This window comes from Pseudomonas moraviensis subsp. stanleyae (assembly GCF_036283065.1).
Classification (GTDB): Bacteria; Pseudomonadota; Gammaproteobacteria; order Pseudomonadales; family Pseudomonadaceae; genus Aquipseudomonas; species Aquipseudomonas stanleyae.
Genome location: NZ_JAADJI010000003.1, coordinates 338,714 through 363,534, shown reverse-complemented (window position 1 = coordinate 363,534; position 24,821 = coordinate 338,714). Strand labels below are relative to the sequence as shown.

General features: G+C 61.2%; 18 protein-coding genes and 1 tRNA gene. 12 read left to right on the top strand and 7 right to left on the bottom strand.

The window, feature by feature from the left end; genetic code table 11:
* The first annotated feature begins 42 nt into the window (after positions 1-42).
* Positions 43-1,668 carry a pyoverdine maturation tyrosinase PvdP gene (gene pvdP, locus GXB78_RS06915; RefSeq protein WP_329514860.1) on the top strand — a complete coding sequence of 542 codons (1,626 nt, stop codon included), beginning with the start codon at positions 43-45 and terminating at the stop codon, positions 1,666-1,668.
* Between the two features lie 1,177 nt (positions 1,669-2,845).
* Here the strand turns inward: pvdP and GXB78_RS06910 are convergent.
* From GXB78_RS06910 to GXB78_RS06900, 3 genes are read right to left on the bottom strand one after another with little or no spacing between them, the layout of a single operon-like run.
* Complete coding sequence (locus GXB78_RS06910; RefSeq protein WP_329514859.1) at positions 2,846-4,240, bottom strand: efflux transporter outer membrane subunit; 1,395 nt, start codon at positions 4,238-4,240, stop codon at positions 2,846-2,848.
* Between the two features lie 7 nt (positions 4,241-4,247).
* Positions 4,248-6,218 carry a MacB family efflux pump subunit gene (locus GXB78_RS06905; protein ID WP_329514858.1) on the bottom strand — a complete coding sequence of 657 codons (1,971 nt, stop codon included), beginning with the start codon at positions 6,216-6,218 and terminating at the stop codon, positions 4,248-4,250.
* Positions 6,219-7,382, bottom strand: coding sequence for an efflux RND transporter periplasmic adaptor subunit (locus GXB78_RS06900; RefSeq protein ID WP_329514857.1), 1,164 nt, complete (start codon positions 7,380-7,382; stop codon positions 6,219-6,221).
* Between the two features lie 280 nt (positions 7,383-7,662).
* Between GXB78_RS06900 and GXB78_RS06895 the strand changes: the two genes are divergently transcribed.
* Both GXB78_RS06895 and GXB78_RS06890 read left to right on the top strand, forming a co-directional pair.
* A complete protein-coding gene (locus GXB78_RS06895) occupies positions 7,663-8,145 on the top strand; it encodes a sigma-70 family RNA polymerase sigma factor (protein ID WP_016773904.1) in 483 nt (160 codons plus the stop codon).
* A gap of 132 nt (positions 8,146-8,277) precedes the next feature.
* The gene (locus GXB78_RS06890; protein ID WP_329514856.1) at positions 8,278-9,615 is read left to right on the top strand and encodes a lysine N(6)-hydroxylase/L-ornithine N(5)-oxygenase family protein; all 1,338 of its coding nucleotides are present in this window, start codon (positions 8,278-8,280) and stop codon (positions 9,613-9,615) included.
* Positions 9,616-10,043: 428 nt separating this feature from the next.
* Here the strand turns inward: GXB78_RS06890 and GXB78_RS06885 are convergent, their stop codons facing one another.
* Positions 10,044-10,175, bottom strand: a complete 132-nt coding sequence (locus GXB78_RS06885) for a hypothetical protein (protein WP_329514855.1) — start codon at positions 10,173-10,175, stop codon at positions 10,044-10,046.
* Here GXB78_RS06885 and mgtA point away from each other — a divergent pair.
* The 8 genes from mgtA to GXB78_RS06845 all read left to right on the top strand — a co-directional run bounded on the left by mgtA (position 10,174) and on the right by GXB78_RS06845 (position 22,020).
* Positions 10,174-12,873 carry a magnesium-translocating P-type ATPase gene (gene mgtA / locus GXB78_RS06880; protein WP_329514854.1) on the top strand — a complete coding sequence of 900 codons (2,700 nt, stop codon included), beginning with the start codon at positions 10,174-10,176 and terminating at the stop codon, positions 12,871-12,873. The two genes, GXB78_RS06885 and mgtA, sit on opposite strands and share 2 nt — an antisense overlap.
* A 230-nt stretch (positions 12,874-13,103) precedes the next feature.
* On the top strand, positions 13,104-13,538 hold the full coding sequence (locus GXB78_RS06875) for an ANTAR domain-containing protein (RefSeq protein ID WP_329514853.1): 435 nt from the start codon (positions 13,104-13,106) through the stop codon (positions 13,536-13,538).
* A gap of 128 nt (positions 13,539-13,666) precedes the next feature.
* Complete coding sequence (locus tag GXB78_RS06870) at positions 13,667-14,299, top strand: response regulator transcription factor (RefSeq protein ID WP_329514852.1); 633 nt, start codon at positions 13,667-13,669, stop codon at positions 14,297-14,299.
* A gap of 10 nt (positions 14,300-14,309) precedes the next feature.
* The gene (locus tag GXB78_RS06865) at positions 14,310-17,516 is read left to right on the top strand and encodes a transporter substrate-binding domain-containing protein (RefSeq protein WP_329514851.1); all 3,207 of its coding nucleotides are present in this window, start codon (positions 14,310-14,312) and stop codon (positions 17,514-17,516) included.
* Positions 17,517-17,673: 157 nt separating this feature from the next.
* Positions 17,674-18,540: a pirin family protein gene (locus tag GXB78_RS06860; protein WP_329514850.1), complete on the top strand. Its 867-nt coding sequence runs from the start codon at positions 17,674-17,676 to the stop codon at positions 18,538-18,540.
* Between the two features lie 226 nt (positions 18,541-18,766).
* Entirely contained in the window at positions 18,767-20,209 is a 1,443-nt protein-coding gene (locus GXB78_RS06855) for a mechanosensitive ion channel family protein (RefSeq protein WP_329514849.1), read from the top strand.
* Between the two features lie 82 nt (positions 20,210-20,291).
* The gene (gene xth / locus GXB78_RS06850) at positions 20,292-21,086 is read left to right on the top strand and encodes an exodeoxyribonuclease III (protein WP_329514848.1); all 795 of its coding nucleotides are present in this window, start codon (positions 20,292-20,294) and stop codon (positions 21,084-21,086) included.
* A 100-nt stretch (positions 21,087-21,186) separates the two neighbouring features.
* On the top strand, positions 21,187-22,020 hold the full coding sequence (locus GXB78_RS06845) for an arylamine N-acetyltransferase family protein (RefSeq protein ID WP_329514847.1): 834 nt from the start codon (positions 21,187-21,189) through the stop codon (positions 22,018-22,020).
* Here GXB78_RS06845 and GXB78_RS06840 read toward each other — a convergent pair.
* Together GXB78_RS06840 and GXB78_RS06835 are read right to left on the bottom strand one after the other, a co-directional pair.
* Entirely contained in the window at positions 22,017-22,352 is a 336-nt protein-coding gene (locus tag GXB78_RS06840; RefSeq protein WP_329514846.1) for a BrnA antitoxin family protein, read from the bottom strand. The two genes, GXB78_RS06845 and GXB78_RS06840, sit on opposite strands and share 4 nt — an antisense overlap.
* A gap of 3 nt (positions 22,353-22,355) precedes the next feature.
* Positions 22,356-22,640: a BrnT family toxin gene (locus GXB78_RS06835; protein ID WP_329514845.1), complete on the bottom strand. Its 285-nt coding sequence runs from the start codon at positions 22,638-22,640 to the stop codon at positions 22,356-22,358.
* A 253-nt stretch (positions 22,641-22,893) separates the two neighbouring features.
* Here GXB78_RS06835 and GXB78_RS06830 point away from each other — a divergent pair, with 253 nt between their 5' ends.
* Positions 22,894-24,417: a nucleobase:cation symporter-2 family protein gene (locus GXB78_RS06830; protein WP_329514844.1), complete on the top strand. Its 1,524-nt coding sequence runs from the start codon at positions 22,894-22,896 to the stop codon at positions 24,415-24,417.
* Between the two features lie 199 nt (positions 24,418-24,616).
* On the opposite strand, the gene GXB78_RS06825 is transcribed toward GXB78_RS06830, so the two are convergent.
* Positions 24,617-24,692: transfer RNA gene (locus GXB78_RS06825), tRNA-Asn, on the bottom strand.
* Positions 24,693-24,821 lie beyond the last annotated feature (129 nt).

Sequence of the window (24,821 nt, the reverse complement as noted above, 5' to 3'; positions counted from 1 at the left end):
AGCTTGGATAAAGCCTGCTTCATGGCTGACACAGGTAGGGCAATGACGATCTCTCGACGCTGGTTCATGGCGGGCATGGCACTCACGGGCGCCGCGCTGCCTGCCGCTTTTTATGCACATCGTGAACTGACTCGCGAGGAGTTTCCGATCACCCCGGGCGAGGCCACGGTCGATCTGGCGGACACCGCCGGACAACAACTGGCGGACAATCTGCGCGGGGTCTGGGACATTCGCTTTACCGGTGCGGCGGCCGGGCTCGATGGTTTGCCGGCGCAAGGCCTGGAGCTGTTTCTCGACATCGCTCACCGTGGCCGTGGGCTGCGCGGCTATCTCGACACCGGGACCAATCTGCGTGCCGAGGGGCCTGTGCTTTATCAGGTGATCGGCGATCTGGGCCCAGGCAACGGCGCCGAGATGTATTGGCGCCTGCTGCGCACCGATGCGCCGTTAGCGCCACCGGTATATGAATTCAAAGTCAAACTGGATGAGGTCTGGGCGGCGTTTGGCAATGCCGGCAGCGCCACGTTTACCGGGCAAGTGTTGCGTCTGGATCGGCCGTTGGCGTTGCCCGAGCTGGACAATCAGTTCATCGCCATCAAGCGACGCTTTCCCGAAGCCCGCGAACGCACGGGTTTGAATCCGCAACTGTTGGCCTGGCTGGTGGCGCCCGAACATCGGTTGTTCCACCAGCTCTGGCACGCCACCCGCGACAAGTGGCACAAGCTCTCGGAGAAAAAACGCGAAGCCCTGCGCGGTATCGGCTGGCAGCCCGGACCGCGCGACAAGGAGCGCGATGCCCGAGGCCCAAGCAAGGATCGCAACGGCTCGGGCGTGGACTTTTTCTTCATGCATCGGCACATGCTCGGCATCGCCCGGTCGATGCAGGATTTGCCGTCGTGGCCAGCGTTCCCGCAGCCGCAACCGGAGCTGGAACGTGACCGTCAGGGCTTCGCGCGTTATTTCGACAATCACGACGGCAACTCACTGCCGCCGACCTGGCTGGCCGAGGGCGATGACGAGTACACCAAATGGGTCAGCGACATCAAAGCGACGGAGACTTTCCAGAGCAATTTTCTGGTCTGGGAATCGCAGTACCGTGATCCGCGTTACTTGGCGAAATTGACCCTTGGCCAGTTCGGTTCCGAAGTCGAACTGGGCCTGCACGACTGGCTGCACATGCGCTGGGCCTCGGTGGCGCGTGACCCGTCCAATGACATTCCCGTGCCGATGGCACGCGATCAGGCGGATTTCGCCGCGCGCTGGTACGCGCCGGAAAACGACTTTCTCGGCGACCCGTTTTCCTCCCATGTGAACCCGGTGTTCTGGCGTTTCCACGGCTGGATCGATGATCGCCTGGAAGACTGGTTCCGCGCCCACGAACGCTTTCATCCGGGCGAAGTGACCCGCCTCGAAGTCAATGGCGTGCCGTGGTTTGCGCCGGGCCGCTGGGTGGAAGTCGCCGATCCCTGGCTCGGCCCCGACACCCACGGCTGCAGCACCGTGCCCGGCCTGCAAGTCGGGCGTTCGGTGGAGATGGACCCGGAAACCATGAAACTGGCGCTGCGCATTACCTTCGGCGACGAAGACAACATGACCGAGCTGTTCCGCAAAGTGCCGCAGCGCCCTTGGTATGCGCGGCATCTGAAGGTCAAGGGCCGACAGCTCTAGATCGGTTCAACACATACTCTGAATTGATCGCAATCGCTTGCAGGAGTGAGCTTGCTCGCGAAGGCTTTTTTTGGGGCGGTGGGGTATTTTTTGAGTGAGTACATATCCGTTGCTGCGGTAACGGCAACTTAGGGTTCCGCCCTGACGGTGGGTCACCTTTTCCAAACGCCGAAAAGGTAACCGAAAAGGCTTGCTCCTGCGTTCGGCCCTCGCAGGCTCGGGTTCCTTCGCTGCGGGATCGATCCGGGCGCAGCGGCTCCGGTTTGCTTCGCTGCACCTCTTTCCGCTGTGTCTGGCTGCGCCAGACGGTCGCTGCGCTCCCACGCCCGGATCAATCCCTCCACTCAGCCTTCCGACGTCGCTGGTGGATCAAGATCAAGATCAAGAGCAGGCGAGCTGACACTCGGCCTCATGGTTGGCGCGATCATTGTAGGAGCTGCCGAAGGCTGCGATCTTTTGCTCTTGCTCTTGTAGGAGTGAGCCTGCTCGCGATAGCTATCTCAAAGATACGAATGAATAGCGGATCTACCCTGATCCCTGTGGGAGCTGGCTTGCCAGCGATGGCGGTCTTATAGCCGACCAGTCTCTGGCGGATATGCCCAATACCCCGGTGGGAGCGAGCCTGCTCGCGAAGGCTTTTCTTGGGGCGGTGGGGTATTTTTGAGTGAGTACATATCCATTGCTGCGGTAACGGCAACTTAGGGTTCCGCCCTTACGGCGGGTCACCTTTTCCAAGCGCCGAAAAGGTAACCCAAAAGGCTTGCTCCTACGTTCGGCCCCTCGCGGGCTCGGGGTTCCTTCGCTGCGGGATCGATCCGGGCGCAGCGGCTCCGGTTTGCTTCGCTGCACCTCCTTGCGCTGTGTTCGACTTCGTCGAACGGTCGCTGCGCTCCCACGCCCGGATCAATCCCTCCACTCAGCCTTCCGACGTCGCTGGTGGATCAAGATCAAAAGCAGGCGAGCTGACACTCGGCCTCATGGTTGGCGCGATCATTGTAGGAGCTGCCGAAGGCTGCGATCTTTTGCTCCTGCATTCAAGGATCAAGATCAAAAGATCGCCGCCTTCGGCAGCTCCTACAGGGGGGGCTTTGTTGTGCCGTAAATTGTGATCTGTGCGCAGTACCTTTGTAGGAGTGAGCCTGCTCGCGATGGCGTCAGTCCAGTTGACGCATCTCCGTCAGATCACCTCCCAACCACCCCCCAACGCTTTGTACAGCGCAATGCTCGCCTGCAACCGCGACAGGCGCAGTTGCACGTTCAGATCCTGCGCGGCATACAGCGTGCGCTGGGTTTGCAGGACGGTAAGCAGGTCTTCGGCGCCGGCCTGGTAGCGACTCTGGGCGATGTCGAAGGCGGTTTGTGCCTGGTTCAGTTCTTCGCTTTGCCATTGCCGTTGTTCGTCGAGGCCACGGATGCTGCTGAGGGCTTTTTCGACGTCGGCGAAGCCATTGATGATCGCCGCGCGATAGGACTCCAGCAACTCATCCTGTCGAGCCTTGGCTTTGTCGCGTTCGGCGCTGAGACGACCGTTGTTGAAGATCGGCGCAGTCAGCCCAGATGATAGGTTGTAGAACGTCGTGCGCAGCAAATCGGCGGCGAGATCGGCGCCGGTGCCGAGGCTGGCTGTCAGGGTGATTTTCGGCAGCATCGCGGCGCGGGCAACAGTGACATCAGCCTGCGCCGCCGCCAGTCTGGCTTCAGCGCTGGCAATGTCCGGGCGGCGGCTGAGCAAGTCGCTCGGCACGCCACTGGCGATCTCCGGCCAGTGCAGTTGGGCGAACGATTGCTCGGGCAGCGGCAATGCTTGCACCGGTTGGCCGAGCAGGGCGGCGAGACTGATCTGTGCTTCGCGGGCCTGTTGCTGCACCAGCGGCAGGCGACGCTGTTGTTCGGCGACCAGGCTTTTCTGCTGGGCCAGTTCCAGCGCGGTGGCGCTGCCGGCGTCGAAACGGGTCTGCACCAGATGCAACACGTTCTGCGCATTGGCCAGATTGAGCTCGGCGATGCGCGCCTGCTCACGCAAGGCCAGGGCCTGGGTGTAGCTGTTGGCGACGCCGCTGAGCAAGGTCAGTTCGACGGTGGCGCGGTCGAACTCGCTCGCCTGCACCGCGAACACGGCACTGTCGCGCGCGGCACGATTGCCGCCCCAGAAATCGATCTCGTAACTGGCGCTGAGCTCGGCATCGTAATAGTCCAGTGAACGATTTTCCGGGCTGACGTCCAGTTGGCTGTAGCCCTTGCCGTGAATCAGTTTCTGCCGGTTGGCGTTCAGCCCGGCCTTGAGTTCCGGCAGCAGCGGCGCGCCGGCGATGGTTGCGCTGGCCTCGGCCTGCCGGACCCGCGCCACCGCTGCGGCGAGGTCGTAGCTGCCCAGGCGCGCCTGTTCCACCAGCCGCTCCAGTTCTGGGCTGCCGAACTGCGTCCACCATTGCCGATTGCTCTGCAGCGCGCCGGGCTTGTCGGTTGACTGCCACGCGCTTGGTGGCTGCACGCCGCTGTCGAGGCGCGGCGCAGGGCTGCTGCAGGCGGCCAACAACAGGCTGGCGGCGAGGAACGTCAGTCGCGCTTTCATAGGTCGATCATTCACTGGTAAGGGCCGTGACCGGGTCGAGCCGGGCAGCTTTGCGGGCCGGCATGAAGCCGAAGATGACACCGGTAACCAGCGCGCAGGCGAACGCGCCGATCACCGCCAGCGCTTGAAAGGCAATTGCCACGCCGCTGAGCAACAACACGCCGCCGACCAGCAGCGCCAGGCCAATCCCGGCGATACCGCCGACCACCGAGAGCATCACTGCTTCGACGAGGAACTGGCGCAGGATGTCGCGCTGACGTGCGCCTGTGGCCATGCGGATACCGATCTCCCGCGTGCGTTCGCGCACAGTCATGAGCATGATGTTCATCACGCCGATGCCGCCGACCAGCAGGGAAATCGCCGCAATCGCACCCAGCATCAGCGACAGCGTGCCTTGCGTGCGCGCTTCGGCCTGAATCATCGCGGCATTGTTGGTCAGCTCGAAATCCTTCTTGCCGTGATGCCGGCGCAGCATTGCCTGTTCGATCGCCTGTTCGGCGTCCTTGACCTTGCGCGCATCCTTGGCCGCGATCACCACGTATTGCGGGTCGCGACTGCCGAACAGGCGCATGCTCGCCGCCGAATAGGGCACGGCGATGCGGTTGTCACTGTCCGAGTCGCCGGAGCTGGCGCCTTTTTCGGCGAGCACGCCGAGGATCTGGAACGGCACGTTTTCGATGAGGATGTATTGACCGATCGGGTCGGCGACATCCTTGAGCAACTTGTCGCGGACCTTGGTGCCGATCACCGCGACAGCGGCGGCGCTGTCCTCGTCGGCCTGGGTGAAGTAGCTGCCCTGAATCACCGGCCAGTTGAAGATCACCGGGAAATTGGTGTCGTTGCCGCCGACGTAACTGCTGTGGTCGGCATTGCCAAACCGCACCCCGGCGGTCGAGCCGTTGACCGGCATGATGCGTTCTACCTGGGGCAGGGCGGACAGTTCGGCGACGTCGTCGAGAGTGATGATGCCCTCCGGCGTGCGCGGGTTCGGTGCCGAGCCGCTGAGGTAAATGATGTTGGAGCCGAATGCACCCATTTGCGCCATGACCTGGCGCTTGCTGCCTTCGCCGACGGCGAGCATGACCACCACCGAGGCCACGCCAATGACGATGCCCAGTAGCGTCAGCGCCGTGCGAAAACGGTTGATCCACATCACCCGCCAGGCCGCTTGCACGGCATCGACCAATTCACCTTTCCAGGCGCCGGTCTGGCTGCTGCCGCTGCTCAGGCGCTGGCGCAGATCGACCGCTTGCAGCGCGCCGGGATAGGCCGAAGAGGGCGTGGCCGCATGCTTGGCGCTGTCACTGATGATCAGGCCGTCGCGGATTTCGATGATGCGCTTGGCCCGTTGCGCCACTTCGCGGTCGTGGGTGATGAGGATCACCACATGGCCCTGATCGGCGAGTTCGTCGAGCAGGGTCATGACCTCGGCGCCGCTGTGGCTGTCGAGGGCGCCGGTCGGTTCGTCGGCGAGGATGATGTGGCCGCCGTTCATCAGCGCGCGGGCAATCGACACCCGCTGTTGCTGACCGCCGGAAAGCTGATGCGGACGGTTGCCGGTGCGACTGCCGAGGCCAAGACGTTCCAGCAGCGCGAAGGCACGGGCATGGCGCTCGGCGGCCGGGGTGCCCGCGTAGATGGCCGGCATCTCGACGTTTTCCTGCGCCGAGCCGGACGGGATCAGGTGATAGCCCTGAAAGACAAAACCGAACGCTTCGCGGCGCAGCCAGGCCAGTTCATCGCTGTCCAGCTGCGCGACGTTTTCCCCGGCGAAGCGGTATTCGCCGCTGGTGGGGCGGTCGAGGCAACCGAGAATGTTCATCAGCGTCGATTTGCCCGAACCGGAGGCTCCGACGATGGCAACGAACTCGCCCGCGTGGATCGACAGATCGATCCCGCGCAGCACCTCCACCAGCGGGCTGTCATCGCCGCCGTAGGCTTTGCGGATCTGCCGCAGGTCGATCAGAGGCGTGTGCATTCAGCCTCCATTGCCGCTGGCCGGCGCGCTGAGAATATGCTCACCCTCGGCCAGTCCTTCCAGCACCTGAGTGCGCAGGCGATCGCTGATGCCGGTGCGTACTTCCCGCGCCTGAATATCACCGTTGGCGGCGACGATCTGCGCTCGCTGCCACTGCGGACGCGAGCCCGGTTGCAGGGCAGCAGTCGGCACGGTCAAAGTGTCTTGCGCCTGTTGCGCGACGAAGAACACCTGGGCGGTCATGTCGGTCATCAGGCTGTGATCGGCGTTGTCGACGTCGAGCAGCACGGTATAGAGAACAACGCGTTCGCTGCCGCTGCGGCCACTGGTGGGACTGCCGCCCTGATTCTGTTCGAGTGGACGCGGCGGCACTGGCAGAATCTGCCGCACGGTGCTGCTCCAGCGCCGATTGCCGCCGCTGAGAGTAGTGAAATAGGCGGTCATGCCCGGTTTGACATGGCCGATGTCGGCCTCCGAAACCTCGGCCCACACCGTCATCGGCGAAAGCCGGGCGATGCGCAGGATCAGCGGGGTCTGCTGCTGGGCGTTGAGGGTCTGGCCTTCGCGTGCACCAATGGCGACCACGGTCCCGCTCATCGGCGCGTAGATGCGCGTGTAGCCGAGCTCCGCCTCGTCGCTGCGCAGGCTGGCCTGGGCCTGACGGATCTGTGCCTGGAACATGTCGATGCGCGCCTGGGTCGCCCGCACCTCGGCGCGGGCGGTCTGCACGTCTTCCTCGCGGGTGGCGCCACCGGCGGCGAGTTTCTGCTGGCGCTGGTATTTCTGCTGTGCCAGGTCGTGCTGGGCACGTTGCTCCTGCAACTGCGCCTTGAGGTTTTCAATGGAGAAGCGTCCGGCATCGAGCTTGGCTTTCTGCGTTGACGGGTCGATTTCCACCAGCAACTGGCCTTCCTTGACCGCGTCGCCGGCCTCGACGTGAATCTTCTGAATCTGTCCCGAGGCCTGCGCGCCAACATCCACGTAGCGGCGCGGCTGCAAGGTACCGAGCGCCGTCACGCTGTTTTCGATATCGCCCCGGCTGACTTGCACGGTGGCCACGGCGTCGCGACCGGGCGGCAGCACTTGCCAGGCGGCAACGGCGATCACGGGAATCAGACAGAGGGCGACGAACAGCGCGCGGCGGGCGGGGCGGGGACGATTCATGCAGGGTTCCGGCCAGTGGTTGCGGCCTGTCGCAAGGCACGACAGACACAGGGGCTGTCCTGTAAACGAGGCATGGGCCACGGAATTTAGCCGCAGACACATCGAGTTACCGGGTGCCGGGCCAGCACTATTTGTCCGGGATATGGAATCAGCTCTTTAAATCTATATGAGAATTACTATAAATTACGCACCTCAAGTTGCCACTATCTTGCTACTGCGTAATCCGCAGGTCTGATCAGTGCGCTCAAGGACAGAAACGGCATCGATGCGGTCGGGAGTCATGTTGGAAAACTACTATCGTGAGCTGGTGTGTTTCCTCAACGCCAGGCTGGGCAACCGTCAGGTCGCCGAGGATGTGGTGCATGACGCCTATGTACGCGTGCTCGAGCGCTCCAGCGAAGTACCGATCGAACAACCCCGGGCCTTCCTTTATCGCACCGCGCTGAATCTGGTTATCGACGATCACCGCCGTAACGCGCTGCGCCAGGTTGAATCGCTGGACGTGCTGGATAACGAAGAGCGCTATTTCACTCCGTCCCCCCACGGCACCCTCGATCACGGTCAGCGTCTGGAAATGCTCCAGCGCGCATTGGCCGAGTTGCCGCCGCTGTGCCGCGACAGTTTTCTGCTGCGCAAGATCGAAGGAATGTCCCATCCGGAAATCGCCCAGACCCTCGGCATCTCCCGGGCGCTGGTGGAAAAACACATCGTCAACGCCATGAAACATTGCCGCTTGCGCATCCAGCAATGGGATGGCCAGTGATCCGCGCCGGTTAAATTTCCTTTCATCGTCCTCGTTCCTACTCAACAGACGACCTGCTGACCTGATTCAGGCCGGTCAGGCCACCCAGGCTTTTTTCCCCGCGTTGAGGGGTTCATCCAGAGGACACTGGAAATGACACAGGCAATTGCATCGCCCATCGTTCACGACCTGATCGGCGTCGGTTTCGGCCCTTCGAACCTGGCGCTGGCCATCGCTCTGCAAGAACGCGGCCGGATCCAGGGCGAACTGGATGTGCTGTTCCTCGACAAGCAGGCCACTTACAGCTGGCACGGCAATACGTTGTCGACGCAGAGCGAATTGCAGATTTCCTTCCTCAAGGACCTGGTGACCCTGCGCAATCCCACCAGCCCGTATTCCTTCGTCAATTACCTCAAGCACCACGGACGTCTGGTCGATTTCATCAACCTCGGCACCTTTTATCCCTGCCGCATGGAGTACAACGACTACCTGCGCTGGGTGGCCGGGCAGTTCACCGAGCAGAGCCGTTACGGCGAAGAAGTGCAGTTCATCGAACCGGTCCTGCATAACCAGCAGGTTGAAGCCTTGCGGGTGATTTCCCGGGGCAGCGACGGCCAGCAATTCGTCCGCACCACGCGTTCGGTGGTGGTCAGCGCCGGCGGCACACCGCGTATTCCGGAGGCATTCAAGGCGCTGAAGGGCGATCACCGGGTGTTCCACCATTCGCAATACCTGTCGCAAATGGCCCGCCAGCCCTGTGTGAACAATCAACCAATGAGCATCGCGATCATCGGCGGCGGGCAGAGCGCGGCGGAAGCCTTCATTGACCTCAACGATTCATTCCCTTCGGTGCAGGTCGACATGATCCTGCGCGGCTCGGCCTTGAAGCCTGCGGACGACAGCCCGTTCGTCAACGAAGTGTTCTCGCCGGAGTTCACCGATCTGGTGTTCCAGCAGAACAGCGTCGAGCGCGAACGGCTGGTCAACGAGTATCACAACACCAATTATTCGGTGGTCGACATCGACCTGATCGAACGCATCTACGGCATCTTCTATCGGCAGAAGGTTTCCGGGATTGCCCGCCATGCCTTCCGTACTCTGACCACCGTCGAGAGTGCCACGGCCACGGCAAACGGCATCGAACTGGCGGTGCGTAACAACGCCACCGGTGAGGTCACCCTGCGCATCTATGACGCAGTGGTGCTGGCCACCGGTTACGAGCGGCAGATGCACCGCAAACTGCTCGCGCCGCTGGAGGAATACCTGGGTGAGTTCGAGGTCGATCGCAACTACAAGCTGATCACCGACGAGCGCTGCAAGGCCGGCATTTATATGCAGGGCTTCTGCCAGGCCAGCCATGGTCTGAGCGATACGCTGCTGTCGGTGCTGCCGATTCGCGCCGACGAAATTGCTGGCTCGCTTTACGAGCATGGCAAACAGCGCGGGCATAGTCGCTCGGTGGCGGAGCTGTTGCTGGCCACTGCCAGCTGAGTCTGCATTGCCTGACATACCGCCTTCGCGAGCAGGCTCGCTCCCACAATGGTTCTGTGAACGCAGGGCAAAATGTGGGAGCGAGCCAGCTCGCGAAGGGGCCATGGAAAGCCCACAGATCCTGAATCTGAACCCTTCCTGAACACCCGCCACATTCCCCGCCAACACCTCTTCCAGCCGTTTCGCTGCGGGCGTAAGCTGCGCGCGTTTTCATCAATTGCGGAGACCCACAGTGGGTACTTGTTCGAGTGACAGTTGTCGGCCGGTCTCGGCGACCGGCAGATTCTCGGCAAGATAACGCGCAGTCTTTCCCTGCCGTTGTCTCGCCGTAACAGCGAGCAGCGGCATCCCGTGCATGGCCAGTCCTGGGCCGTGTCTCGACGTCCCTCTCATCGACGCTGATCAGAACGTGATGGCGACCTCTATCGTCATCGCTGCCTATCGACACGCCTGTCATTGCCGACCGGCGTGCCACGCCTTGCCGCGCCGGTTTCCCCGGTGCCGAGGCGCGGCGGTACCTGCTCGACGGTTTCCCGGCTGACCACAGGGGACACAGCCATGAAACTCACGCTCAAGGAATTTTTCGCAGGTTTTCTGCACAGCCGCCACATCGCCCGGCACTTCCGTCGTCTGGCGCTGCTGGACTCGATCAACGACACCAGGGTCAGCCGTGAAGTGCCGCCGACACTGGCCGGTACGCTGGTCGCTGCCTCCCATGCCGACAGCGCTCGGTTGCTGTCGTCACTGGGCACACACGGCGAGGGGCTCAGCGAGCTCGAGGCCGATGCACTGCGCGCCCGACATGGCCTGAACGAAGTCGAACACGAGCAACCGCTGCCGTGGTGGAGCCATCTCTGGCACTGCTATAAGAACCCGTTCAACCTGCTGCTGACTTTGCTCGCGGTGATCTCGTGGCTGACCGAAGACCTCAAGGCGGCCGTGGTGATTTTCTCCATGGTGGTGCTGTCGACGCTGCTGCGCTTCTGGCAGGAAAGCAAATCCAATCAGGCCGCCGATGCGCTCAAAGCCATGGTCAGCAACACCGCCATGGTACTGCGCCGGAATGCGCCGCGGCGGGAGCTGCCGATCAGGCAACTGGTGCCCGGCGATCTCATCGTGCTCTCGGCCGGCGACATGATTCCCGCCGATTGCCGCGTGCTCAGCGCCAAGGATCTGTTCGTCAGTCAGGCAGCGATGACCGGCGAATCGATGCCGGTGGAGAAATTCATCCAGCAGACCGATCGCGACACGCGCAACCCGCTGGAGCTGGACAACATTCTGTTCATGGGCACCAACGTCGTCTCCGGCAGCGCTGTTGCGCTGATTCTCACCACCGGCAACAGCACCTATTTCGGTGCGCTGGCACAACGGGTCGGCGCGACAGACCGGGCGGTGACCTCGTTTCAGCAGGGCGTCAACAAGGTCAGCTGGCTGCTGATCCGCTTCATGTTCGTCATGGCGCCGCTGGTGCTGTTCATCAACGGTTTCACCAAGGGCGACTGGACCGAAGCGCTGCTCTTCGCGCTGTCGATTGCCGTCGGCCTGACCCCGGAAATGCTGCCGATGATCGTCACTTCAACCTTGGCCAAAGGCGCGGTATTTCTGTCGCGCAAAAAAGTCATCGTCAAACGCCTCGACGCAATCCAGAACTTCGGCGCCATGGACGTGCTGTGCACCGACAAGACCGGCACCCTGACTCAGGACAAGATCTTTCTCGCGCGCAATGTCGACGTCTGGGGCGAAGACTCTGACGAAGTGCTGGAACTGGCCTACCTCAACAGCTACTACCAGACCGGCCTGAAAAACCTGCTGGATGTCGCCGTGCTCGAACACGTGGAAATCCACCGCGAACTGAAAGTCGGTAGCGCGTTTCGCAAGGTCGATGAGATCCCGTTCGACTTCAATCGCCGGCGCATGTCGGTGGTGGTGGAGGGCCGCGGTCAGCCACATCAATTGATCTGCAAAGGCGCGGTCGAGGAAGTGCTGGGGGTGTGCAGTCGCGTGCGTCATGGCGAAGTTGATGAGGCTTTGAGCGATGAATTGCTGGCGCGGATTCGCCAGGTCACCGCCGCCTTCAACGCCGAAGGGTTGCGCGTGGTGGCGGTCGCCGCTCGTGCAATGCCCGAAGGTCGGGAGATTTACAGCCTGGCGGATGAGCAGGCGCTGACGCTGATCGGTTACGTGGCGTTCCTCGATCCGCCGAAGGAAAGCACCGCGCCAGCGCTCAAGGCCTTGGCCGAGCATGGTGTGGCGGTGAAGGTGCTGACCGGCGACAACGAGTTGGTGACGGCGAAGATCTGCCGTGAGGTCGGCCTCGCGCAACAGGGGTTGCTGCTGGGCAACGACATTGAGCGCATGAACGATGCCGAACTGGCCGCGGCGGTGGAGAGCACCAATGTTTTCGCCAGACTGACACCGTCGCACAAGGAGCGCATCGTCCGTGTGCTCAAGGGCAACGGCCATGTCGTCGGGTTCATGGGCGATGGCATCAACGACGCGCCTGCGCTGCGCAGCGCTGATATCGGCATTTCCGTCGACAGTGCGGTGGACATCGCCAAGGAAGCGGCGGACATCATTCTGTTGGAGAAGAGCCTGATGGTGCTGGAGGAGGGCGTGCTCGAAGGGCGGCGCACCTTCGCCAACATGCTCAAGTACATCAAGATGACCGCCAGCTCCAACTTCGGCAACGTCTTCTCGGTGCTGGTCGCCAGCGCGTTCATCCCGTTCCTGCCGATGCTGCCGATGCACCTGCTGGTGCAGAACCTGCTTTACGACATTTCGCAGATCGCCATTCCGTTCGACAACGTCGATGAACAGATGCTGAAACAACCGCAGCGCTGGCAACCGGGTGACGTCGGGCGCTTCATGCTGTTTTTTGGCCCGATCAGCTCGATTTTCGACATCACCACGTTCGCCTTGATGTGGTACGTGTTCGATGCCAACACCCCGGATCAGCAGACGCTGTTCCAGTCCGGCTGGTTCGTGGTCGGGTTGCTGACCCAGACGCTGATCGTGCACATGATCCGCACGCCGAAGATTGCGTTTCTGCAAAGCCGCGCAGCCATGCCGCTGCTGGTGATGACCACGATCATCATGGCGGTGGGTATTTTCCTGCCGATGGGACCGCTGGCGCATTACTTCAAATTGCAGGCATTGCCGTCGCTGTATTTCGTGTTTCTGCCGCTGATTCTGCTGGCGTACATGGCCCTGACCCAGGCAGTGAAGGGTTTCTACATTCGTCGGTTTGGCTGGCAATAACCGCCATGGAATGCTTTCCCATGTGGGAGCGAGCCTGCTCGCGAAGGCGTCGTGTCAGTCAATACATCTCTGACAGGTATAGCCCCTTCGCGAGCAGGCTCGCTCCCACAGGGGGTATTGGTGCGTCAGGGCCGCCGGATGAATGACCTGCTTTTTAGGAAAAGTCCTACAGAGCTATCCCTGCCGCTTGCGTAGTCTTGCCCTCCCCAAACCCCACCGGGAGAATGCCCATGAGCAACAAAGCGTTGCGCATCCTGATCGCCGACCCGCAGCATTTTCATCGCATGAAAATCGAGCGCCTGTTCAACGCGCTCGGCTACTACCGCGTGGCCCCGGTGCAGAGTCTCGACGAATTGTTGACCCTGGTCGACTACGGCTGCGAGCCGTTCGATGTGCTGGTGATCAATGCCGAACTGGCGGCAGGCTCTCTCGATCTGCTGGGCTTTCTGCTCGATAACCCGCAGGTTCGCCACGCTCTGATCTACAACGAAGCGTCGGCACCGTTGCAGAAAAGTGCAGGGTTTGCCCAGGAAAACGTGCAGATCAGCCCGGCGCCATTGCCCAACTCACCCCTCATCGGGCAGGTGATGGCCAGAGTCGAGGCCTGCGACGAATGCCAGACAGCCCCTGACTCACACGCGTTGTTGCGCCATGCTCATGCATAAAAAACCAATCTGCACAACTGTCAGACCTGACAGGTGATTCTCTTGCCCATCCATGTAACATTGCCGGCGCAGCCACCGACTCCGGAACCGACTGTTACGGTGTCTTTGACGATTTTGCGGGAGTACCAATGAAGTCAGCGCTGATCGTCGATGATCATCCAGTCGTGCGCGCGGCCATTCGAATCGTCCTGCAGGCTCAAGGCTTCACCCAGATTCATGAAGCGTCCAACGGCAATGAAGTGGTGCCGTTGATCTGCGCGCATGATCCGCACCTGGTCGTGCTTGATCTCGGGTTGGGGTCCATGGACGGGCTGGAAGTGCTGACACGAATCCAGATCAAGGCGCCGACGGCGCGCTGCCGGGTCCTGGTGTTCAGCATGCACGAGCCCACGCATTATCAAGAGCGCTGTTTGCGTGCCGGCGCGAGGGGCTACGTGACCAAGAGCAATCAACTGACTCTGCTGCACGAAGCCATCAAGGCGCTGATGTCCGGCCACACCTACTTCTCCGCGTTGCCCAATACCAGCGGTCTGTACAACGCCGTGCAACGCACTGAACAGGAGATGATCGCTCAGCTGTCCGATCGAGAGTTATGCATTTTCGTGAACCTGGCGCTGGGCAAGCCGAACAAGGCCATCGCCCAGGAGATGCACCTGAGTCACAAGACCGTCAGCACCTACAAGACCCGCATGATGGCGAAACTTTGCCTGGGTTCACTGGTGCTCCTGCGTGAGTTCGCCAAGCGCAATCACCTGATCTGAGTGCCCCGACATGACGCAGGGACTGCGGATTTTCTGGCTTTGGCTGGGGCTTGTTGCCTGGGTCGGGGCGAATGACCAACCGCAGACGCTGGAGGTGCTGGCGCGCCTCGAACCGGGGAGTATCCAGGTCCGCCTCGATGATGCCGAGCGTCAGTGGCTGCGCGAGCATCCAGTATTGCGCATGGGCATCTCCGGCCCGGATTACCCGCCCTTCGAGATCACCCGCAATCAGCATGAGCTGGAAGGGCTGACCGCAGATTACGCCGACCTGCTGGCGCAATTGCTCGGTATCAGGATTGAGGTGCGGCGTTTCGCCGATCGGCCCGCACTGATGGCGGCGCTCAAGCGCGCGGATGTCGATCTGTTGGGCACCTCGAACAGTTTCGAAGCGGCGGATCCGGCCTTCATTCTGTCGCGGCCGTACGCTGAAGATCAGCCGATGCTGATCACACGCCACGACGATAAGCTGCCGGCTGATCTTTCAGCCAAACGCATCGCCATGGTCGAGGATTACCTGCCGCTGGCCCATGTTCAGGCGTTCTACCCTGGCTCCGACGTGCAGCTTTATGCGTCGGCAATGGATGCACTCGGCGCCGTCGCCTTCGGTGCCGACGACGTGTACCTGGGCGACTTCATCAGCGCCAACTATCTGATCAACACCAATTACCGCAACGACTTGCAACTGGCCGGGCCGTCGGGGCTTGACGCCAATCCGTTCGCTTTTGCGCTGTTGCGCAGCGACGTGGTGCTCAAACGCATCGTCGACAAGGCCTTGCTGGCCGTGCCCATGGAGCGCCGGCATCTGATCGAACAGCGCTGGAGTGTCGGCCTCGCCGAGATGGCCGAACAGTCGCGGGTGCAACTCAGTGCCGCCGAGCAGCAGTGGCTGGATCAGCACCCGGTGGTACGGGTGGGCGCCGTTGAAGACTTCGCACCGTTGGCGTTTTTCGATGGCGACGGGCGCTTCAACGGGCTGGCAGCGCAGTTGCTGAGCCTGATTGCGCAGCGCAGCGGGCTGAATTTCCAGATCGTGCGCGGAACGTCATTGAACGACCAGTTCGAGCAATTGCAGGCCGGTGAGCTCGATGTCCTGCCGGTAGTGACGCCGAGCACCGAGCGGGAAGCGCAGCTGCAATTCACTCGCGCCTATCTGAACAATCCGTTTGTGCTGGTCAGCGCAGCGAACGGCCAGCATCCATTGCCGCTCGACGACCTGGCGGGCAAACGCCTGGCGATCTATCGCGGCCACCCATTGCGTGATTACCTGCTGCAACGCGTGCCCGGTCTGCGCCTGGTCGAGGTCAAAAGCCCCGCTGAAGGCATGGCGCTGATTGCCCGGGGACAGGTCGACGTGACGGTGAGCTCGTTGCTGGTGGCGCGTTTTCTGATCGCCCGACAATATCGCGACCGCCTGCGCATCACCGGCACCGTTGGCGATCAGCCGGCGCGTATCGCTTTGGCCACGGCGCCGCAATCGGCGTTGCTGCACTCGATTCTGAACAAGGCGTTGCTGAGCATCGCGCCGCAGCAAATGGATGAACTGGTCGAGCGCTGGAGCCACGATGTGGTGGTCGAGGACAGCTATTGGTCGCGCCACCGTGAGGAGATTCTGCTTGGCTTTGCCGGCGCGGCGGTCTTGCTGGCGCTGGCCTTGATCTGGATCGGCTGGCAGCGCCGGCAGATTCACCAGCGCCAGCAATGGTTGCTGCAACTGCAACAGGCCAAGGAGGCGGCGGACGAGGCCAATCGGGCCAAGAGTACCTTTCTGGCAACCATGAGCCACGAGATCCGCACGCCGATGAACGCCCTGATCGGCATGCTCGAACTGGCGCTCAAGCGTGCGGAGGAGGGCGTGACCGATCGACTGGCGATTCAAGTGGCATCGAATGCCGGCCAGCAACTGTTGGCGTTGATTGGTGACATTCTCGACATCGCCCGCATCGAGTCGGGGCATATGTCCCTCGCCCCCGAACGGGCCAACCTGCGCGAGACGGTGTCTTCGGTGTGCCGGGTATTCGAAGCGCTGGCGCGGCAGAAGCGCTTGTTGTGGCGCATCGAACTGGATCCGCGCGCCGACGTCGATGTGCTGATCGATCCGACGCGCTTCAAGCAGGTGCTGTCGAACCTGCTGAGCAATGCAATCAAATTCACCGAGGTGGGCGAGGTGAGTTTGCGCTTGCAGGTTATCGCCATGACAGACGTTCAAATGGACATGCTGGTGCGCATCGAAGACAGCGGCATAGGCATCAGTGCCGAGGATCAGGAGCGCCTGTTCAGCCCTTTCGTGCAAGCGAGCAATAGTCCGCAAGTGGCGCGCGGCGGTTCCGGTCTGGGGCTGGTGATCAGCCGCAATCTCTGCGACATGATGGGCGGCACGCTGCGCCTCGACAGTGATCCTGAACGGGGCACGCGCGTGGAAATCCATCTGCAATTGCCGCTGCTGACCGCGATCACGACCACAGCGGCAACGCCCGAAGTGGCGCCCGCTGCCGGTGTATTGAACGTGTTGGTGGTGGACGATCATCCGGTCAACCGCTTGCTGATGTGCTGGCAACTGAGCGAACTGGGGCACCGCACGGTAGACGTTGGCGATGGTGAACAGGGTCTGGACCGCTGGCAAGTCCAGGCCTTCGATGTAGTGATCACCGACTGCAACATGCCGCGACGCAATGGCTATGAACTGGCGCAGGCGATTCGCAACGAAGAAGCCGCCAGTGGCCGCAGGCCCTGCCTGATTCTCGGTTTCACTGCCAATGCGCAGATCGAAGAGCGCCTGCGCTGTGTCGATGCCGGCATGGACGGCTGTCTGTTCAAACCGATTCGCCTGCATGATCTGGCTGAAGCCTTGAACGGCGTCCACCCTTGCGAGCCGAACGAGGATCAGCCGCCGGCCGCCGAGCCTGTCGAGCTTGACCTGAGTGCTCTGGAGCAGATGGCCGGTGCCGATCATTCGTTGATCGAACGCTTGCGCAAGGAAGTCGGCAACAGCCTGCGCGATGATCTGCAAGCTCTGGATCGCTTGCAGGCGAGCGACCGTGCAGACTTGCGCGAGTTGGCCCATCGCATCAGGGGTGGCGCGCAGATGGTCGGGGCGGCGCGGGTCGTTGCGGCGTGCGCAGATCTGGACACGGCGTGCCGAGACAGTGAAAACGCAGTTATCGACCGTGCCATCAACAAGTTGCGCGAAGCCATGCACAGCCTCGCACGGTGTCTCTGAACAAACGCAGTCTCCGTGGGAGCGAGCCTGCTCGCGAAAAGCGCGCCGCTGACTCAATTGTTCTGCACATGGAACACTCAAGCCGATTTCCACCCTCTAGTCGAATATTCGAGATGCCTTTAGGCTTAATCCAATGCTTTTACACATTGGAGACCCCATGAAAAACATCATCGGCATCTATACCAGCCCCCGCGGCCATTGGGTCGGCGATGGTTTCCCGGTGCGCACGCTGTTTTCCTACGACAACCTGGGCAAGCACATCAGCCCGTTTCTGCTGCTCGATCACGCCGGACCCGCCGAATTCACCCCGACTACAGAACAGCGTGGCGTCGGCCAGCACCCGCACCGTGGTTTTGAAACCGTGACCATCGTTTACGACGGTGAAGTGCAGCACCGTGACTCCACCGGCAGTGGCGGCACCATCGGCCCGGGTGACGTGCAGTGGATGACCGCAGCGTCCGGCATCCTCCATGAAGAGTTTCATTCGGAGAATTTCGCCAGGACCGGCGGCAAGCTGGAAATGGTCCAGCTGTGGGTCAACCTGCCGGCCAAGGACAAAATGGCCGCACCGGGTTACCAGACCATTCTCGACGGCGACATTCCGAACATTGCGCTCAAGGGCGACGCCGGCAGCCTGCGTCTGATCGCCGGTGAATTCGACGGCCACACCGGCCCGTCGCGGACGTTCACACCCATCGACGTCTGGGATCTGCGCCTCAATGCCGGCAAGCTGCTGACACTTGATCTGCACGAAGGGCGTAACACCGCGCTGGTGGTGTTGAAAGGTTCGGTGCAGGTCAACGGCGCGGAATCGGTGGGGGTGGGGCAGTTGGCGCTGTTCGAACGCGACGGTGATCGACTCACCCTGCAAGCCAGCGAAGACGCGGTGGTATTGCTGCTCAGCGGCGAGCCGATCGACGAACCGATCGTCGGCCACGGCCCGTTCGTGATGAACACCGAGCAGGAAATCCACCAGGCCTTTGCCGACTTCCAGTCCGGGCGCTTTGGCCAGATGCACCCCTGACCCGAGCTTTACTGGCAACTGAAACACCCCTGTGGGAGCGAGCCTGCTCGCGAATGCTCTGATTCGGTCGAAGAAGTATTGACTGACAGGACCCCTTCGCGAGCAGGCTCGCTCCCACAGGTTGTTCAGCGTTTTGGAGACGCGGTTCATCCGCCGAAATCAATTGCTCCTACACTGTGCCAATCTGTGCGATCTTCTCGCGATTGGCCTTTGTCGGAGTTGTTTGATGCTGTCTCTGCTGACCGAACATCCGTTGTTTTGCGCCTTGATCCTGATCCTGCTCGATCTTGGCCTGTGGCGCCTGATCAGCTCTCGCGGCAGCGAATGGAAACTGCTGGTGCGGGTGCTGATTTTCGCCCTGTTCAGCATTGTGCTGTTCAACGAAGGCCTCAACCCGATGGAGCCGGCGCCGTGGGCCGACAACGTGCCGCTGCATCTGGCGGCGACCGGGTTGCAGATCGGTTGGTGGCTGTTTGGTGCGCGCACCCTGACGGTGCTGATCGGTGCAGTGATGATGCAACGGGTCGGCCACACCGGCCGGCTGTTGCAGGACTTGCTCGGCGCGGTGATTTTTCTTATCGCGATCATTGCGGCGCTGGCGTACGTGCTCGACCTGCCGGTCAAAGGCGTACTGGCAACCTCCGGCGCGTTGGCAATCATTGTCGGTCTGGCCTTGCAGAGCACCTTGAGCGACGTGTTCTCCGGTATCGTCCTCAACACCACCAAGCCGTATCAACTCGATGACTGGATCTCGATCGACGGCACCGAGGGTCGCGTCACCGACATCGACTGGCGCGCCACGCGTCTGCAAACCAGCCAGGGCAGCATGGCCGTGATTCCGAACTCGCTGGCGGCCAAAGCCAAGATCATCAACTTCAGTCGACCGAGCAACATGTTCGGCGTTTCGGTCAGCGTGCCCGTCAGCCTCCATGCCCGGCCCAGCTCGGTGATCGAGGCGCTGGAGCGGGCGATGCAGGGTTGCCGGCAATTGCTCGACACTCCGGCGCCCAGCGTGTCGTTGAAGAGTTCTGCCAGCGGCGGCGCCGAATACGAGATCAGCGGGTTTGTCGCCTCGATGGGCGAGAAGCGCGTGGTGCGCAATCAGTTGTTCGATCTCGCTTACCGGCACTTGCAGGCCTCCGGGGTCAATCTGCTGTCGAGCAATGAGACCAGCGCCGCGCCGCAGTTGTCGCGGCCACGGGCACTGCTGGAAAGCTCGCCGATCTTCTCGACCCTGCGCGAGGAAGAGAAAGACACCTTCAGCCAGAACATGACCCTGCAAACTTTCCGCGCCGGCGAAACGATTCTGGCGGGCGGGGAGGTCAGCGATCATTTGTTCATCATTGAATCCGGTGTGGTTTCGGTGACGCTCAAGCGCCACGGTACGCCACTGGAATCCGGACGCATGGGGCCGGGCGAGGTAATCGGCGAGGCTGGAATCCTGTCCGACACCGCACTGCCGGCGGATTTTTCCGCGAAGACTTTCTGCGCGCTGTATCGCATCGAGAAGTCGTACCTTAAACCGTGCCTGGACGCACGCCATGACATCCACGATGCCATGCAGGCGTTGCTCGATTTCCGACTGCACAAGGCGCAATCGCTGACCGAGGAGGCGCCCGTGGTCGCGCCGAAAAAAGGCTTTCTGCAGTGGCTGCGTAATCGCGTCTGAGCTGTACCTTGTCATTCGATGCAACCTGCGCGGCGCTCTCAGGGTCACAATTTCTAATCCCACCGGGCAGGAGTTGCGGATGATGAAAAACCTGCGAATCGCCACTTATAACGTCAACGGCATGCGCGCGCGGTTGCCGAATCTGCTGGAATGGCTCGAGCGCGAGCAGCCGGACATCGCCTGTCTGCAAGAACTGAAATCGGTGGACAGCGCGTTTCCCGCCGCTGAACTGGAAGCCGCCGGTTACGGCGCTATCTGGCAGGGACAGGCGTCATGGAATGGCGTGGCGATCCTGGCGCGGGATGCGCAGCCGTTGGAGAGTCGGCGTGGTTTGCCGGGTGATCCCGATGACACCCACAGCCGCTATATCGAAGCAGCGGTGCACGGTGTGCTGGTCGGGTGCCTGTATCTGCCCAACGGTAACCCGCAGCCGGGGCCGAAGTTCGATTACAAACTGGCCTGGTTCGAACGCCTGATCAGCTACGCCAAGGACCTGCAAAGCAGCGATCACCCGGTGGTGCTGGCCGGTGACTTCAATGTCGTGCCCACCGACATGGATATCTACAACACTCGCTCCTGGCTCAAGGATGCCTTGTTGCAACCCGAAAGCCGCGAGTGCTACCAGCGGCTGCTGGACCAGGGCTGGACCGATTCCCTGCGCCACGTGTATCCCGAAGAACGCATCTACACCTTCTGGGATTACTTCCGCAATCATTGGCAAACCAACTCCGGCCTGCGCATCGATCACCTGCTCCTCAACCCGGCATTGAGTCCGTATCTGCACGACGCCGGCGTCGACGCCTGGGTGCGCAATGAGCCGCACGCCAGTGACCATGCACCGACATGGATTCGCATCGGCTCGCGGAAAAAGCGCTGAGCGGGCGATTGGCGAAATCAATTGTCGCAAGCCGTGCTTGATCCCGTATACAGGGCAACATTCACGCAGTGTTCTGCGGCCCATGCATAAGGACTGAGCAATGAGTGCGCCACGGCTGACCAATACCAAGCTGTACCTGCAACGCCTGGGTTTCGACACAGCGCCGCCGCCGACGCTGGCTACGTTGCGTCAATTGCAATTGCGCCACACCGGCGTCTTTCCTTTTGAGAATCTGGCGACCATCACCGGGGCACCGGTATTGATCGATCTGCCATCGATTGAAGAGAAAATCCTGCGTGGCGGTCGCGGCGGCTATTGCTACGAACTCAACCACCTGTTCTTCGCGTTGTTGCGGGAATTGGGCTTCGACGCGCGGGCAATCAGCGGTCGCGTGGTGATGAATCAACCGGAAGGCAGCTGGACGGCGCGCACGCACCGCTTGAGCCTGGTCACCATCGACGGCACTCGCTATATCGCCGACGTCGGCTTCGGCGGCATGGTGCCGACGGCACCGCTGCTGCTCGACAGCGAAGATGAGCAATCCACTCCGCACGAGCCCTATCGCATCGACAAGCAGGCCGATGGCTACTTGCTACGCGCCAGGGTCGCAGGAGAGTGGCGGCCGATGTACCTGTTTGATCTGCAACGCCAGGAAGACATCGATTACATCGTCGGCAACTGGTATGTCTCGACCCATCCCGAATCACCTTTTGCCCAGCGTCTGATGGTCGCGCGTACTGGCGATGGCTGGCGCAAGACCCTGAACAACGGCAGTTTTGCCATTCACCCTATGGGGGCTGAAAGTCAGCGACGCGAAGTGGCGGACGTCGACGAGTTGATGGGGTTGCTGCGGCATGAGTTTGATCTTCAGATGCCTGATTCACCGCGGGTGCGGCAGGCGCTGGCTCGGGTATTCGCGCCAGTATCGGTCTAGGGTTTTACGTCAGGCTCCAGCACGCGACGGATTTCGCCGATGGCTGCCGAGAGCTTTCTCTCCAGGCTTTTCAGGTCGGTGGCCGTGATGCCTTTCTTGAACTGGCCCGACAGACCTGAATCGTCAACGCGTTCCTGCTGGCGGTTACCTTCCAGCAAGGCATGGCGCAAGGTGTTGTTGATCACGGTCTGGTAGCCAAAGCCCTCGGTTTCTGCGGCGGTACGCGCCGCTTCGATCACCGCGTCATCAAGCATGATTGTTATGCGGGTCTTGCCCTTGTTCGGCGCCACTGCGCCGCGTTTGCCTGCAGAAAAGTCATATTCGTCTTTCATCGTTCAAACCTCGCGTAAATATGCGCGCCGCTCGCTGGGTGTGGCGAGGCGTGCAGAAATGATTCGAACAACATTGGCTTCGCGGTAACTGTAAGCCACGACAAGCACACGACCCTTGGCATCGAGGCCGAGGGTGATCCAGCGTTGTTCGTCATGATCGTTGTCCTCAAGCGTCAGTGCGCGTTCGTCGTAGAAAACGGGTTCGGCCTCGGCGAGGCTGATGCCTTTGTGCTTGAGTTTGTTGGCTGCGTTCTTGCTTTTGTCGTACTGAATCTTGAATGACTTCATTATGCATACTTTATATGTATAAAAAAGAGCGAGACTGCACCGTCGGTCGCCGTGAACACTTCAGCCTAGTGGGCACTGGCGCAGACGCAGCGGGGATGTGTTGCCGGATTTGTGGGGGCGCAAGCCGCGGGCCAGAAGCTTGGGTGGCTACCTAACCATTATCTGACTGATAAGTTGTATACAACTCTATGGACATTTGTCTTGAGTATTGAATACAGTGTGCGCATAACAAAAACCAGGGAACCCCCCCACCATGAAAACGCCCCATGTTTCACACCAACGGCCCGAGGACGAAAATCTCGGGGTCGGCGCGAATATGGCTTACGGCCTGCAACATGTTCTGACCATGTACGGCGGTATCGTTGCGGTGCCACTGATCATTGGCCAGGCGGCCGGTTTGTCGCCGGCGGACATCGGTCTGTTGATTGCTGCTTCATTGTTTGCGGGGGGGCTGGCGACATTGCTGCAAACCCTGGGTCTGCCGTTTTTTGGCTGTCAGCTGCCGCTGGTTCAGGGCGTGTCGTTCTCCGGCGTGGCGACCATGGTCGCGATCGTCAGCAGTGGCGGGGAGGGCGGTTTCCAATCGGTGCTGGGCGCGGTGATTGCCGCCTCATTGATCGGCTTGCTGATCACGCCGGTGTTCTCGCGCATCACCAAGTTCTTTCCACCGCTGGTCACCGGCATTGTGATCACCACCATCGGCCTGACGCTGATGCCTGTTGCCGCACGCTGGGCGATGGGCGGCAACAGCCACGCGCCGGACTTCGGCAGCATGCAGAACATCGGTCTGGCGGCGGTGACGCTGGTGCTGGTGTTGCTGTTGAGCAAGGTCGGTAGCTCGACTATCTCGCGGCTGTCGATTCTGCTGGCGATGGTCATCGGCACGGTGCTGGCGGTGTTTCTCGGCATGGCGGATTTCTCCGGCGTTACCACCGGGCCCATGTTCGGCTTCCCGACACCGTTCCACTTCGGCATGCCGACCTTCCACTTCGCCGCGATTCTGTCGATGTGCATTGTGGTCATGGTGACCCTGGTGGAGACCTCGGCGGACATCCTCGCCGTCGGTGAAATCATCGGCACCAAGGTCGACTCGAAACGCTTGGGCAACGGCCTGCGTGCCGACATGCTGTCGAGCATGTTTGCGCCGATCTTCGGTTCGTTCACGCAAAGTGCGTTTGCGCAGAACGTCGGGCTGGTGGCGGTGACCGGGATCAAGAGCCGATTCGTGGTCGCCACCGGCGGCTTGTTTCTGGTGGTGCTCGGACTGCTGCCGTTCATGGGCCGAGTCATTGCAGCAGTGCCGACTTCGGTACTCGGCGGCGCCGGGATCGTGCTGTTCGGTACTGTGGCGGCGAGCGGCATCCGCACGTTGTCGAAGGTGGACTACCGCAACAACGTCAACCTGATCATCGTTGCCACTTCGATCGGTTTCGGCATGATCCCGATCGCCGCGCCGAACTTCTACGATCATTTCCCGAGCTGGTTCGCGACGATTTTCCATTCGGGCATCAGTTCGTCGGCAATCATGGCGATCCTGCTCAACCTGGCGTTCAACCACTTCACGGCCGGCAATTCGGATCAACAATCGGTATTCGCCGCAGCGGAAGAGCGCACCCTGCGTTACCGCGATCTGGCCGCGCTGCGCGAAGGCGATTACTTCAGCGACGGCAAACTGCATGACTGCGATGGCAAGGAGGTGCCGGTGATCGAGCCGGATGACCACGACCATGGCCATGGCGCGCCGAAGGTACAGGTGAAAAGCAGCGAACATGTCTGACCGCTGCTGAATACAGAAGGGCCGATCTGGTTGTACAGATCGGCCTTTTCGTTTGCAGATTAAAAGATCGCAGCCTTCGGCAGCTCCTACATCGGGATCAGCGTTTCCCTGTAGGAGCCGCCGAAGGCTGCGATCTCTTGATCTTTTCAGGCGACCACAAAAAAGCCCCTGAACCTTGCGATTCAGGGGCTTTGCTATCTGGCTCCACAACCTGGACTCGAACCAGGGACCCAGTGATTAACAGTCACTTGCTCTACCAACTGAGCTATTGCGGAATTGGTGCGTATGTTACTGATTCAAAAAGAGAAGTCAAGCGTCGCCTGGCAACTTTTGCGTTTCGCCTGGACAGACGGTGTTTTGTCAGCGATTGGCGGTTACCAGAATGGCCTCAGGGGTCTACCATG

Coding starts and splice junctions, on each gene's coding strand:
- GXB78_RS06830 (WP_329514844.1), top strand. CDS start 22,894: ATGAAAACGCCCCATGTTTCACACCAACGGCCCGAGGACGAAAATCTC.
- GXB78_RS06875 (WP_329514853.1), top strand. CDS start 13,104: ATGAGCAACAAAGCGTTGCGCATCCTGATCGCCGACCCGCAGCATTTT.
- GXB78_RS06860 (WP_329514850.1), top strand. CDS start 17,674: ATGAAAAACATCATCGGCATCTATACCAGCCCCCGCGGCCATTGGGTC.
- GXB78_RS06855 (WP_329514849.1), top strand. CDS start 18,767: ATGCTGTCTCTGCTGACCGAACATCCGTTGTTTTGCGCCTTGATCCTG.
- GXB78_RS06845 (WP_329514847.1), top strand. CDS start 21,187: ATGAGTGCGCCACGGCTGACCAATACCAAGCTGTACCTGCAACGCCTG.
- xth (WP_329514848.1), top strand. CDS start 20,292: ATGAAAAACCTGCGAATCGCCACTTATAACGTCAACGGCATGCGCGCG.
- GXB78_RS06870 (WP_329514852.1), top strand. CDS start 13,667: ATGAAGTCAGCGCTGATCGTCGATGATCATCCAGTCGTGCGCGCGGCC.
- GXB78_RS06890 (WP_329514856.1), top strand. CDS start 8,278: ATGACACAGGCAATTGCATCGCCCATCGTTCACGACCTGATCGGCGTC.
- GXB78_RS06910 (WP_329514859.1), bottom strand. CDS start 4,240: ATGAAAGCGCGACTGACGTTCCTCGCCGCCAGCCTGTTGTTGGCCGCC.
- GXB78_RS06865 (WP_329514851.1), top strand. CDS start 14,310: ATGACGCAGGGACTGCGGATTTTCTGGCTTTGGCTGGGGCTTGTTGCC.
- GXB78_RS06885 (WP_329514855.1), bottom strand. CDS start 10,175: ATGGCTGTGTCCCCTGTGGTCAGCCGGGAAACCGTCGAGCAGGTACCG.
- mgtA (WP_329514854.1), top strand. CDS start 10,174: ATGAAACTCACGCTCAAGGAATTTTTCGCAGGTTTTCTGCACAGCCGC.
- pvdP (WP_329514860.1), top strand. CDS start 43: ATGACGATCTCTCGACGCTGGTTCATGGCGGGCATGGCACTCACGGGC.
- GXB78_RS06895 (WP_016773904.1), top strand. CDS start 7,663: ATGTTGGAAAACTACTATCGTGAGCTGGTGTGTTTCCTCAACGCCAGG.
- GXB78_RS06900 (WP_329514857.1), bottom strand. CDS start 7,382: ATGAATCGTCCCCGCCCCGCCCGCCGCGCGCTGTTCGTCGCCCTCTGT.
- GXB78_RS06905 (WP_329514858.1), bottom strand. CDS start 6,218: ATGCACACGCCTCTGATCGACCTGCGGCAGATCCGCAAAGCCTACGGC.
- GXB78_RS06840 (WP_329514846.1), bottom strand. CDS start 22,352: ATGAAAGACGAATATGACTTTTCTGCAGGCAAACGCGGCGCAGTGGCG.
- GXB78_RS06835 (WP_329514845.1), bottom strand. CDS start 22,640: ATGAAGTCATTCAAGATTCAGTACGACAAAAGCAAGAACGCAGCCAAC.